Here is an 11,436-nt window from a genome sequence, read left to right as displayed (position 1 = left end):
GTCCAACGTCTGCAAAGTTGAGTCTATTCCACTCAAGGTGGTTCGCGACACCCGTCGCCGGTAGGTTCGCGGCATGGCCATCGACCCCCGTGACCCCGGCGACTCGTATCTAGGCTTCTGGCGCGAGTACCACATGTGCACCCTGACCACGCCCCGCCCGGACGGCACCCCGCACGTGGTGGCGGTGGGCGTGACGTACGACCCCGAGGGCGGCGAGAAGGGCATCGCCCGGGTGATCACCAACAAGCACAGCCACAAGGTCGCCAACGTCCTGGCGGCGGGCCCCGAGGGCGCGCGGGTGGCGGTGTGCCAGGTCGACAAGGGGCGCTGGGCGACGCTGGAGGGCGTCGCGACGATCCGTACGGAGCCGGAGGCCGTCGCGGACGCGGTGGAGCGTTACGCGGCCCGCTACGGCCGCACGCCGACGCCGAACCCGGACCGGGTCGTCATCGAGATCGCCCTGACGCGGGCGATGGGGCGGGCGTAGCGCCCGGACCCGTACGCGCGCAGCACAGCGGCGCCATCGTGTTCAGGTCCACGATGGCGCCGCTGTGTGGGGGAAGCACCTGGGCGATTTACAACGACGGGGGAATCGCTCAGGCGCTGCGGGGGGTGGCGGTGGTGGTCTCCGGCTCGACCAGCTGGTGGTCACGCTGGTCGAGGTTGACGAAAATCATGCCGTACCGGATGGCACATCGGACGGGCTGCGGAGCTCCGCGGGGCCGCCGAAGGCATCGGTAGGCTCGGATGTCCTCGTCGTCTCCGCGCGTGATGACGATCGGCTCCCCGAAGAGGGTGACCATCAACGAATCGCCACTGTGCGGCACAGCCGTGACGAGGTCGATGAAATGCCACCCGGACCGGTAAGCGGATGCCATCTCGCGCCGGAAGCGCGAGTCGTCGGGAACGTTCATGCGCCGACGCGAGTCCAGCTGGGGTCGTTCTCCGCCAGGCCCGACCCGGCGGGCACGGCGGTCCAACTTGGGTCCTGTGCGACGGCCGTACCCGACCTGACGGGTTCGGCGGTCCAGGAGGGGTCGTTCACGATCAGGCCCGACTTGGCGGGCGCGGCGGTCCAGCTGGGGTCCTGCGTCGTGGTTCCGGTGCCGGGAGCCGCCTGCGAGTCCTGACCCTCGGCCGCCCCCAGAACCCCTACCGCGCCGGCAGCGATGAACGCACTGGCAACCACTGCGCGTATGAGTCTCTTCGTCATCACCGAGCAACCTCACTTGAAGGCAACGTCTCTTTCCAACCCCCGCGGCTACGACGATTGCTCACTCTCCACGCTTCCACCACCTACGACAGGCATCATGTTCCTGAGATGCAGGAGCCTGGGGGTGTACAGATGAGCGCAAAATCGGACAAGCCTGGCCACCCCCATTCCCACGCGGAGTTGTGCGAGGCGGGTTCGGAGCTCTATGCCAACGCCTTGCGCAGCGGGCGAATACCCCGGTCAGAGGCGGATGAGGTGCCGTGCCTGCTCGACCTGGCGCTCCTGCACCCCGACCCGGACGACGCCCAGTGGCTGCGTCCCCTCCCGCCCTCCTCGGCCCTGGCGCAGCTGCTCCAGCCCATCGAGCGCGAGATCCTGGAGCGTAGACGTCTCACCGTCGAGCTGTCCGACGCGTTCGAGCCATTCATGGCGATCAGCGCCCAGAACGCGCCCACCACGCACGCCATCACCGTGCTGGAGGGCCTGAGCCGGATCAACGCGACGCTGGACCGCGTCGTCGCCGGCTGCGAGAAGGAGCTGCTGACCGTCCAGCCCGGCGGCGGGCGCCCCGCCCACGGGCTGAGCGAGGCGCTGCGCCGCGTACGGCCGCTGCTCGGCCGGGGCATCCGGATGCGCACGCTGTACCAGCACACGGCCCGGCACACCGAGTTGACGCTGACGTACCTGGAACACGTGGGGCCCGAGGTGCAGGTGCGCACCCTGGAGCAGATCATCGACCGGCTGATCATCGTCGACCGCGAAGTCGCCTTCGTACCGGCGCGCAGCGACCGCCAAGTGGCCCTGGAGCTGCGCCACCCCGGCCTGGTCGCCTACCTCGCGGGGGTCTTCGACCAGTTCTGGCAGCTGGCCGTGCCGATCAACGAGGAGATCCCGTACGACCTGAAGTCCGACGGCATCAGCGGCGTCCAGCGCTCCATCGCCAAGCTCCTCGTCGAGGGCCATGTCGACGAGGCGATCGCCCGCCGCCTCGGCATGAACGTACGGACCTGCCGCGCCCACATCGCCAAGCTGGCGTCCGTCCTCGGCAGCGGCAGCCGCGCGCAACTGGGGTACCTGATCGCGCAGTCCGGCATCCTGGAGCGGGACCACTGACCATGCGCGACCACGTCCCCGCCACGCCCACCGTCATGCTGCGGTCCGGCGCCGGCACGCTCGACGTCAGGGGCCCCGGCCTCCCGTACGTACGCCTCGTCCGCGCGCCCGGCACGGAGCCCGGCCCGCACATCCCGATCGGCACCCGCGACCCCGCCCTGCTGACGCTCACCGTCGACGGGCGGCCGGCCCGCGTCTCGCCCGCCAAGGGCCGGCTGTCGCGCCGCTCCTACCGCGTCGACGCCCGCGTCGGTGACGCCCGCTACCGGCTGGTGCCCTGCGGCGACGAGGAGAGCCGGCTGCTGCGCGACGGCCGCCGGCTCGGCGAGCTGGAGTCCTCCGGCGACGGCCGCGTCACCGCCGACTGGGACGAGGACGCCAGGCCGACGGCCCAGGACGTCGCCGTGGGCACGGCCCTGGCGGCGGCCTTCGGGACGGGCGCCCAGCCGCTGTGGGAGACCACCCTGGACGCCGTGACCGAGCTGATCCCCTAGGCCCGGTCGCAGGGCGCCCAGGGCGTGACCTCGACCACGCCCGTACGAACGAAAGGCCCCCTCCGCCGCAGCGGAAGGGGCCTCACCAGGCGTGTCACTCGCCGCGCTTGGGCGGACGCCACACCACCAGCGCGCTCGCCTGCTGCACGTCCTGGTACGGCACCAGGTCGCGCCGGTACGAGGCGTGTACCTGGGCCTCGCGCTGCCGCATCGCCGCCGCCGCGCCCTCGACCGCCGCCGTCAGCTCGGCGACCCGGGCCTGGAGGGCGGCGACCTGGTTCTCCAGCTCGATGATCCGCTTGATGCCCGCCAGGTTGATGCCCTCGTCCTGCGACAACTGCTGCACCTGCCGCAGCAGTTCGATGTCACGGGCCGAGTAGCGCCGGCCCCGCCCGGCCGTACGGTCCGGCGAGACCAGGCCCAGCCGGTCGTACTGGCGCAGGGTCTGCGGGTGCAGCCCGCTGAGCTGGGCCGCCACCGAGATGACGTACACCGGTGTCTCGTCGGTCAGCTCGTACGGATTGCGACGGCGTCCGTCCATCTCAAGCCCCCTTCGCGGCCTGGAACAGCTCGGCCCGCGGGTCCACACCCGCTGTGGCCTCCCGGTACGTTTCGAGCGCCTCGCGCGCCTTGTCGCTCAGGTCCTTGGGCACGGCCACCTCGACCGTGACGAGCAGGTCCCCGCGCGTGCCGTCCTTGCGGACCGCGCCCTTGCCACGGGCGCGCATGGTGCGGCCGTTGGGCGTGCCGGCCGGGATCTTCAGCGTGACCGGGGGCCCGCCGAGGGTCGGCACCCTGATCTCGCCGCCGAGCGCCGCCTCGTCGAACGTGACGGGCACCGTGACGGTCAGGTTGTCCCCCTTGCGGCCGAAGACCGGGTGGGCGTCGACGTGCACCACCACGTACAGGTCACCGGCCGGGCCGCCCCGCTCGCCGGGCGCGCCCTTGCCGCGCAGCCGGATGCGCTGCCCGTCGAAGACGCCCGCGGGGATGCGGACCTGCATGGTGCGGGACGACTTGGCGCGGCCGCTGCCGTGGCAGACGTCGCACGGGTCCTGGGCGATGAGCCCGCGGCCCTTGCAGTCCACGCACGGGTCGGTCAGCGAGAAGGAGCCGCTGCCGCCGCGCGAGACCTGTCCGGTACCGACACAGGTGGGGCACACGCGCGGCGTGCCGTTCTTGTCGCCGGTGCCCGAACAGGCCTTGCAGGGCTGCTGGCTGGACATCCGCAGCGGGACCGTGGCCCCGTCCACCGCCTCGGTGAAGCTGAGCGTCACCTCGGACTCGATGTCCTGGCCCCGGCGCGGCTGCGTGCGGGTGCCCGTGGTGCCGCCCCGGTTGAACAGGCCGCCGAACACGTCCCCGAGGCCGCCGCCGAAGCCGCCGGCACCACCGGCTCCGCCCTGGGCGCCGCCGAAGAGGTCGCCCAGGTCGAAGTTGAACGTGCCCCCGGCCCCGCCGCCGGGACCGGCGCGGAAGCCACCGTTGCCGAACAGGGCGCGGGCGTCGTCGTACTCCTTGCGCTTCTTGGGGTCACCGAGGATGTCGTTCGCCTCGGAGATCTCCTTGAAGCGCGCCTCCGCGCTCGCGTCACCCTTGTTGGCGTCCGGGTGGAACTCACGGGCGAGCTTCCGGTACGCCTTCTTGATCTCAGCCTCGGTGGCGTCCTTGGGGACGCCGAGAACCTTGTAGTAGTCCTTCTCCACGAAGTCCTTCGTGCTCATCGACGTCCCTCCTTCCGATGACCGGTCAATGCGTCAGCCCTCCTCGGGGCCACCGCTCTCCTCGTCGGCCGACTTCTGCTGTTCTTCCTTGGGCGCCTCGGCGGCCTGGCCCTGGGTCTGGGCCGCCGGGGCCGCCGGGGCCGCTCCGGGCTGGGGCTCGGCCACCGCCACGCGCGCGGGCCTGATGGTCCGCTCGCCGATGCGGTACCCCGGCTGCAGGATCGCCACGCAGGTCGTCTCCGTGACGTCCGGTGCGTACGAGTGCATCAGCGCCTCGTGGATCGTCGGGTCGAAGGGCTCGCCCTCCTTGCCGAACTGCTGCAGGCCCATCTTGGCGGCGACCGTCTCCAGCGATTCGGCCACCGACTTGAAGCCGCCCACCAGCTCGCCGTGCTCACGGGCGCGGCCGATGTCGTCGAGCACCGGCAGGAGCTCGGTCAGGAGGTTCGCCACGGCGATCTCCTTGACCGTGACCCGGTCGCGCTCGACCCGGCGGCGGTAATTCTGGTACTCGGCCTGGAGCCGCTGCAGGTCCGCGGTGCGCTCGCCGAGCGCGGTGCGGGCCTGGTCCAGCTGGGCCGTCAGGCCGGCGACAGTTGCGGTCGCGTCCCCTGCCGGGGCCGCCGGGCCCTCCTCCGCGGGGTTCGCGGAGGGAGTGGCAGCGGCGGCTTCGGCGGCGTCATCAGGCGTGGCGCCGGAGGGGACGTCGGGCTTCTCCTCGAAGCCCGGGGTCTCCTCCGTCATGCGGCCCCCTTCGGCTTCTCGTCGTCGACGATCTCGGCGTCGACGACATCGTCGTCGGCAGCGGCACCCTGGGCGGCACCCGGAGCCTCACCGGCACCGGCGGCCCCGCCCGCGGCCTGGGCGTCCGCGTACATGGCCTGGCCGAGCTTCTGCGAGACGGCCGCGACCTTCTCCGTGGCGGTGCGGATCTCGGCGGTGTCCTCGCCCTTCAGCTTCTCCTTGAGCTCGTTCACCGCCGTCTCGACCTCGGTCTTGACGTCGCCCGGAACCTTGTCCTCGTTGTCCTTGAGGAACTTCTCCGTCTGGTAGACGAGCTGCTCGCCCTGGTTGCGGGTCTCGGCGGCCTCGCGGCGCTTGTGGTCCTCCTCCGCGTACCGCTCGGCCTCCTCACGCATCCGGTCGACCTCGTCCTTCGGCAGCGAGGAGCCGCCGGTGACGGTCATCTTCTGCTCCTTGCCCGTGCCGAGGTCCTTCGCGGTCACGTGCATGATGCCGTTGGCGTCGATGTCGAAGGCGACCTCGATCTGCGGGACGCCGCGCGGGGCCGGCGGCAGGCCCGTCAGCTCGAACATGCCGAGCTTCTTGTTGTACGCCGCGATCTCGCGCTCGCCCTGGTAGACCTGGATCTGCACCGACGGCTGGTTGTCCTCCGCCGTCGTGAAGATCTCCGAGCGCTTCGTCGGGATCGTGGTGTTGCGCTCGATCAGCTTGGTCATGATGCCGCCCTTGGTCTCGATGCCGAGGGACAGCGGGGTGACGTCGAGGAGCAGGACGTCCTTGACCTCGCCCTTGAGGACACCGGCCTGGAGGGCGGCGCCGATGGCGACGACCTCGTCCGGGTTCACGCCCTTGTTGGCCTCGCGACCGCCGGTCAGCTCCTTGACGAGCTCGGCGACGGCGGGCATACGGGTGGAGCCACCGACGAGAACGACGTGGTCGATCTCGGAGAGGGCGATGCCCGCGTCCTTGATGACGTTGTGGAACGGGGTCTTGCAGCGCTCCAGCAGGTCGGCGGTCAGCTGCTGGAACTGGGCGCGGGTGAGCTTCTCGTCCAGGTGCAGCGGGCCCTCGGCGGACGCCGTGATGTAGGGCAGGTTGATCGAGGTCTCGGTGGACGAGGACAGCTCGATCTTGGCCTTCTCGGCGGCCTCACGGAGGCGCTGGAGGGCCATCTTGTCCTTGGACAGGTCCACGCCGTGCCCGGACTGGAACTGCTTGACCAGGTACTCGACGACGCGCTGGTCCCAGTCGTCACCACCGAGGTGGTTGTCGCCGTTGGTGGCCTTCACCTCGACGACGCCGTCGCCGATCTCCAGCAGCGAGACGTCGAAGGTGCCGCCACCGAGGTCGAAGACCAGGATGGTCTGGTCGTCCTTGTCCAGGCCGTACGCCAGGGCGGCGGCCGTCGGCTCGTTGACGATGCGCAGGACGTTGAGGCCCGCGATCTCACCGGCCTCCTTGGTGGCCTGGCGCTCGGAGTCGTTGAAGTACGCCGGGACGGTGATCACCGCGTCGGTGACCTTCTCGCCCAGGTACGCCTCGGCGTCGCGCTTCAGCTTCTGCAGGATGAAGGCGCTGATCTGCTGCGGGTTGAAGTTCTTCCCGTCGAGCTCGATCTTCCAGTCGGTGCCCATGTGACGCTTGACGGACCGGATGGTCCGGTCGACGTTCGTGACCGCCTGACGCTTGGCCACCTCGCCGACCAGCACCTCGCCGTTCTTGGCGAAGGCGACGACGGACGGCGTGGTCCTGGCGCCCTCGGCGTTGGTGATGACGGTGGGCTCGCCGCCTTCCAGAACGCTGACGACGGAATTAGTCGTGCCCAGGTCGATGCCGACCGCACGTGCCATTTTCGATTCCTCCAGCTGACTTGAGTGGAACAGGCTCAAGGATGCACGACAGCCAGACCGGAGTCAACAGAGTTGAGCCACTTACGCTCAACTTATACGCGGGGCGGAAGCGCGGGCGGCGGCGCGGGCCGGACGCACGGGCCTGCGCACGCGTCGGACGCACGGGCCGGACGTACGGGACGGAAGCACGACCCGCCGCGTACCCGCGAACCACCGTCCCCTCACACACCACCGTGCGATCGTTTGACCAACGAAGCAAAAGCCGCATGAGCGGCCATTAGCCGCAAAGTCGTCAGGTGTGTACCCATGCGCCCCTCCCCCCACCCCAAGCGCATCCTCGATCTGGTCCTCGGCTCGGCCCTGCTCGCCCTGGCGGCGCCGCTGCTCCTCGCGGCCACCGTCACCACCGCCCTGAGACGCCCGCCCGGCGGTGTCTTCGTGACGGAGACCAGAACCGGCCTCGACGGCCGGCCGTTCACCCTGCGCCACCTGCCCGTCCGCCGCTTCCGGCTCGACGCGCTCTCCCGCCTGCCCCATGTCGTACGCGGCGAGATGTCGCTCGTCGGCCCGGCACCCCTGCCGCCCGGCGCCCCCGCCGCCGACGCACCCTGGCGCCGCAGCGTCAAGCCGGGCCTGACCGGCCTGGCCCAGATCCGGCGCTCCTCCACCCTGCCGTGGGACGAGCCGCTGCTGCTCGACCAGCACTACGTGGAGCACCACTGGATCGGCCTGGACCTCGCCCTTCTGCTGCGTACGTTGCGGAGGGTGGCGGGTCAGGCTCGCCTGAGCGACGCAGATCACCGCCTGCGCGGCTACAGTGCGGCCGATTAAGTGGGTACGCTCAGCACGAACTGAATAAGTTACCGCTTAGTAGTACTCAGGCAGTACGCCGAGCGGTGACACTGGTTGTGCCGAATCTCCCACCTCGCAGGCCCGAGGAGCCCCCATGCAACTCGCCGCGATCATTGTGTCGCTGACCCTGACCGTGGTCGGCGTTGCTCTCATCGCCCGAGCCGTCGCGCAGATCTACCGGTTCGTGAAGCTCGGTCAGCCCGTGCCGGCCGGCAGCCGCACGGACGACCCGAAGGCGCGGACGATCACCCTGGTCAAGGAGTTCCTCGGCCACACCCGGATGAACCGGTGGGGGATCGTCGGCTTCGCCCACTGGTTCGTCGCGATCGGCTTCCTGACCCTGCCGCCCACGCTGGCGCAGGCGTACGGGCAGCTGTTCCAGGCCGACTGGGTGCTCCCGGTCGTCGGCGGCTTCCTGCCGTTCGAGATGTACATCGAATTCATCGGCCTGATGACGGTGGTCGGCATCGCCGTCCTGATCGCGATCCGGCTGCTCAACCTGCCCTCCCGGGCCGGCCGCAAGTCGCGCTTCGCGGGCTCCAAGGCGTGGCAGGCGTACTTCGTCGAGTACGTCATCCTCACCATCGGCCTCGCCATCCTGGTCCTGCGCGGCCTCGAGGGCGCGATCCACGGCGTCGAGCACTACGAGGCCGCGTACTTCGCCTCGTACCCCCTGGTCCTGGCCTTCGAGGGGCTGGACGTCGGCACGCTCCAGACGCTCATCTACTTCACCGCGATGATCAAGATCGGCGTCTCGCTGATCTGGATGATCACGGTCTCGCTCAACACCAACATGGGCATCGCCTGGCACCGCTTCCTCGGCTTCCCGAACATCTGGTTCAAGCGGAACGCCGACGGCTCGACCGCCCTGGGCGCGCTGCAGCCGATGACGTCCGGCGGCAAGGAGATCGACTTCGAGGACCCGGGCGAGGACGACGTCTACGGCGTCTCCCAGGTCGAGCACTTCTCCTGGAAGGGCATCCTCGACTTCTCCACCTGCACCGAGTGCGGCCGCTGCCAGTCGCAGTGCCCCGCCTGGAACACCGGCAAGCCGCTCTCCCCCAAGCTCCTGATCATGTCGCTGCGCGACCACGCGCACGCCAAGGCGCCGTACCTGCTCGCCGGCGGCGGCAAGACCATGGAGGGCGAGGAGAAGGCCTCCGAGGAGGCCCTGAAGGACGTCCCCGCCTCCGCCCTCGCCGAGGCCGAGCGCCCCCTCATCGGCACGCTCGAAGAGAACGGCGTCATCGACCCGGACGTCCTGTGGTCCTGCACCACCTGTGGTGCGTGCGTGGAGCAGTGCCCGGTCGACATCGAGCACGTCGACCACATCGTCGACATGCGCCGCTACCAGGTCATGATCGAGTCCGCCTTCCCCAGCGAGGCCGGCACGATGCTGAAGAACCTGGAGAAGAAGGGCAACCCCTGGGGCCTGGCCAAGAAGCAGCGCGTGGAGTGGACCAAGGAGGTCGACTTCGAGGTCCCGATCGTCGGCAAGGACGTCGAGGACCTCTCCGAGGTCGACTACCTGTACTGGGTCGGCTGCGCGGGCGCCCTGGAGGACCGGGCCAAGAAGACCACCAAGGCCTTCGCGGAGCTCCTGCACATGGCGGGCGTCAAGTTCGCGATCATGGGCGGCGACGAGAAGTGCACGGGTGACTCGGCCCGCCGCCTGGGCAACGAGCCGCTGTTCCAGCAGCTCGGCCAGGAGAACGTGGCGATGCTGAACATGGCGTTCGGCGAGGACGAGGACGACGAGTCGACTCGTAAGCCCAAGTCCGCGAAGAAGATCGTCGCCACCTGCCCCCACTGCTTCAACACGATCGCGAACGAGTACCCGCAGCTGGGCGGCGAGTTCGAGGTCATCCACCACACGCAGCTGCTCCAGCACCTCATCGACGAGGGCAAGCTGATTCCGGTGACGGCGGTCGACGGCCTGATCACTTACCACGACCCGTGCTACCTGGGCCGCCACAACAAGGTCTACACGCCGCCGCGCGAGATCATGTCGGCCGTCCCGGGCCTGCGCCAGCAGGAGATGCACCGCCACAAGGAGCGGGGCTTCTGCTGCGGCGCCGGCGGCGCGCGGATGTGGATGGAGGAGCGGATCGGCAAGCGCATCAACACCGAGCGTGTCGACGAGGCGCTGTCCCTCAACCCGGACATCGTCTCCACCGCCTGCCCCTTCTGCCTCGTCATGCTCACGGACTCCGTGAACGGCAAGAAGAACGACGGCAAGGCGAAGGAGTCCCTCCAGGTCGTGGACGTGGCCCAGCTGCTGCTGGAGTCCGTCAAGAAGCCGGTGGACCGGACCCCGGCGGAGGGCGACGGCGACGGCCAGGACCAGGGCGCGGACGCCGAGCCCGAGCCGGTGAAGTAGCCCGTCGTACGGAAGCGGCCGGACCTGCCCCCAGGGGGCGGGTCCGGCCGCTTCGTCTCCCCTAGGGGATGTCACAGCTCCGCAGCAAAGGCGCCCTTCGTCCCGGCCCCGGACTCCGCCCACAGCGGGAGCCGGTAGTTTCAAGGGGTGGCTGGATTCAGGATCGGACGCGGCCGGGACAACCGCACACGGCAACAACACCCGCAGGCACCGCAGCAGGCGCCGTACGGCAGCGCGCCGCCGCCCCCGTACGCGGGGCCGCAGCAGCAGTGGCCGCAGGGCCGGCAACCGTACGGTGAGCCGGAGTACTTCGGCGACCCCTACGCGCAGCAGCCCCCGGCCGCACCGCACGACCCGTACGCGGCGAACAACCCGGGCCACACGCGCGCCTTCAGCATCCACGACGACGCGTACGGCGAGGGCGCCGCGTACCAGGACGGCGCCACCTACCAGGCGGGCGCAGCCCCGTCCCCGGCCGGCCCGCGCCTGCACTGGAAGCAGCTGCTCAGCGGCATCGTGCTGCGCCCGGGCCCGACGTTCTGGCAGATGCGCGACCACGCCGTGTGGGGCCCCGCGCTGGTGGTGACGTTCCTCTACGGCCTCCTGGCCCTCTTCGGGTTCGACCAGGCCCGCGAGGAGGCGATCAACGCGACGCTGTCGACGGCGATCCCGTACGTCCTGGTCACCGGCGTGATGTTCGTCATCGGCGGCCTCATCATGGGCGCGGTCACGCACACCCTGGCGCGCCAGCTCGGCGGTGACGGCGCATGGCAGCCGACGGTCGGCCTCTCCATGCTGATCATGTCGATGACGGACGCGCCGCGCCTGGTCTTCGCCCTCTTCCTGGGCGGCGAGAACACCCTCGTACAGGTCGTGGGGTGGCTGTCCTGGGTGGCGGCGGGAGCGCTGTTCACGTCGATGGTCAGCAAGTCGCACGACCTGCCGTGGCCGAAGGCGCTGGGCGCGTCGGCGATCCAGCTGGTGGCGCTGCTGTCGCTGATCAAGCTGGGCACGATCTGACACACGAAGGCCCCCGGGTGAGGCGAATTCCAGGGGTCGATGCAAC

Annotated in this window: 11 protein-coding genes; 6 read left to right on the top strand and 5 right to left on the bottom strand. The window is 70.0% G+C overall.

Translation table 11 applies throughout. From position 1 onward, the window contains the following. Positions 1 to 73 precede the first annotated feature (73 nt). Positions 74 to 487, top strand: coding sequence for a pyridoxamine 5'-phosphate oxidase family protein (locus AMK26_RS24220; RefSeq protein WP_073756808.1), 414 nt, complete (start codon positions 74 to 76; stop codon positions 485 to 487). 109 nt (positions 488 to 596) lie between these two features. Here the strand turns inward: AMK26_RS24220 and AMK26_RS24215 are convergent, their stop codons facing one another. Further along, entirely contained in the window at positions 597 to 914 is a 318-nt protein-coding gene (locus AMK26_RS24215; RefSeq protein ID WP_073756807.1) for a (2Fe-2S)-binding protein, read from the bottom strand. Positions 915 to 1,345: 431 nt separating this feature from the next. Here AMK26_RS24215 and AMK26_RS24205 point away from each other — a divergent pair, with 431 nt between their 5' ends. Then, positions 1,346 to 2,326 carry a helix-turn-helix transcriptional regulator gene (locus AMK26_RS24205; RefSeq protein WP_073756805.1) on the top strand — a complete coding sequence of 327 codons (981 nt, stop codon included), beginning with the start codon at positions 1,346 to 1,348 and terminating at the stop codon, positions 2,324 to 2,326. A gap of 2 nt (positions 2,327 to 2,328) precedes the next feature. Continuing rightward, complete coding sequence (locus tag AMK26_RS24200) at positions 2,329 to 2,820, top strand: hypothetical protein (protein WP_073756804.1); 492 nt, start codon at positions 2,329 to 2,331, stop codon at positions 2,818 to 2,820. Positions 2,821 to 2,914: 94 nt separating this feature from the next. Here AMK26_RS24200 and AMK26_RS24195 read toward each other — a convergent pair whose 3' ends face one another. The 4 genes from AMK26_RS24195 to dnaK are packed head-to-tail and all read right to left on the bottom strand — an operon-like array spanning position 2,915 to position 7,138. Next, a complete protein-coding gene (locus AMK26_RS24195; protein ID WP_073756803.1) occupies positions 2,915 to 3,361 on the bottom strand; it encodes a heat shock protein transcriptional repressor HspR in 447 nt (148 codons plus the stop codon). Between the two features lies 1 nt (position 3,362). Further along, a complete protein-coding gene (dnaJ, locus tag AMK26_RS24190; RefSeq protein WP_073756802.1) occupies positions 3,363 to 4,544 on the bottom strand; it encodes a molecular chaperone DnaJ in 1,182 nt (393 codons plus the stop codon). A 33-nt stretch (positions 4,545 to 4,577) separates the two neighbouring features. Then, the gene (gene grpE, locus AMK26_RS24185; RefSeq protein WP_073756801.1) at positions 4,578 to 5,288 is read right to left on the bottom strand and encodes a nucleotide exchange factor GrpE; all 711 of its coding nucleotides are present in this window, start codon (positions 5,286 to 5,288) and stop codon (positions 4,578 to 4,580) included. After that, a complete protein-coding gene (gene dnaK, locus AMK26_RS24180) occupies positions 5,285 to 7,138 on the bottom strand; it encodes a molecular chaperone DnaK (RefSeq protein ID WP_073756800.1) in 1,854 nt (617 codons plus the stop codon). The genes grpE and dnaK overlap by 4 nt, the downstream gene beginning before the upstream one ends. 306 nt (positions 7,139 to 7,444) lie before the next feature. Between dnaK and AMK26_RS24175 the strand changes: the two genes are divergently transcribed. From AMK26_RS24175 to AMK26_RS24165, 3 genes are all read left to right on the top strand, one after another. Continuing rightward, on the top strand, positions 7,445 to 7,969 hold the full coding sequence (locus AMK26_RS24175) for a sugar transferase (protein WP_073756799.1): 525 nt from the start codon (positions 7,445 to 7,447) through the stop codon (positions 7,967 to 7,969). Positions 7,970 to 8,084: 115 nt separating this feature from the next. Further along, entirely contained in the window at positions 8,085 to 10,370 is a 2,286-nt protein-coding gene (locus AMK26_RS24170; protein ID WP_073756798.1) for a (Fe-S)-binding protein, read from the top strand. 147 nt (positions 10,371 to 10,517) lie between these two features. Further along, positions 10,518 to 11,390, top strand: coding sequence for a Yip1 family protein (locus AMK26_RS24165; RefSeq protein WP_073756797.1), 873 nt, complete (start codon positions 10,518 to 10,520; stop codon positions 11,388 to 11,390). Positions 11,391 to 11,436 lie beyond the last annotated feature (46 nt).

The sequence above is a fragment of the Streptomyces sp. CB03234 genome (assembly GCF_001905885.1).
Taxonomy (GTDB): Bacteria; Actinomycetota; Actinomycetes; order Streptomycetales; family Streptomycetaceae; genus Streptomyces.
Note: the sequence above shows the minus strand (reverse complement) of the source record. Positions and strands in the feature narration are given on the sequence as shown.

Excerpts from the sequence above, each read along its gene's own strand:
- grpE (WP_073756801.1), bottom strand. The coding sequence starts at position 5,288 with ATGACGGAGGAGACCCCGGGCTTCGAGGAGAAGCCCGACGTCCCCTCC.
- dnaK (WP_073756800.1), bottom strand. The coding sequence starts at position 7,138 with ATGGCACGTGCGGTCGGCATCGACCTGGGCACGACTAATTCCGTCGTC.
- dnaJ (WP_073756802.1), bottom strand. The coding sequence starts at position 4,544 with ATGAGCACGAAGGACTTCGTGGAGAAGGACTACTACAAGGTTCTCGGC.
- AMK26_RS24175 (WP_073756799.1), top strand. The coding sequence starts at position 7,445 with ATGCGCCCCTCCCCCCACCCCAAGCGCATCCTCGATCTGGTCCTCGGC.
- AMK26_RS24220 (WP_073756808.1), top strand. The coding sequence starts at position 74 with ATGGCCATCGACCCCCGTGACCCCGGCGACTCGTATCTAGGCTTCTGG.
- AMK26_RS24200 (WP_073756804.1), top strand. The coding sequence starts at position 2,329 with ATGCGCGACCACGTCCCCGCCACGCCCACCGTCATGCTGCGGTCCGGC.
- AMK26_RS24205 (WP_073756805.1), top strand. The coding sequence starts at position 1,346 with ATGAGCGCAAAATCGGACAAGCCTGGCCACCCCCATTCCCACGCGGAG.
- AMK26_RS24215 (WP_073756807.1), bottom strand. The coding sequence starts at position 914 with ATGAACGTTCCCGACGACTCGCGCTTCCGGCGCGAGATGGCATCCGCT.
- AMK26_RS24195 (WP_073756803.1), bottom strand. The coding sequence starts at position 3,361 with ATGGACGGACGCCGTCGCAATCCGTACGAGCTGACCGACGAGACACCG.
- AMK26_RS24170 (WP_073756798.1), top strand. The coding sequence starts at position 8,085 with ATGCAACTCGCCGCGATCATTGTGTCGCTGACCCTGACCGTGGTCGGC.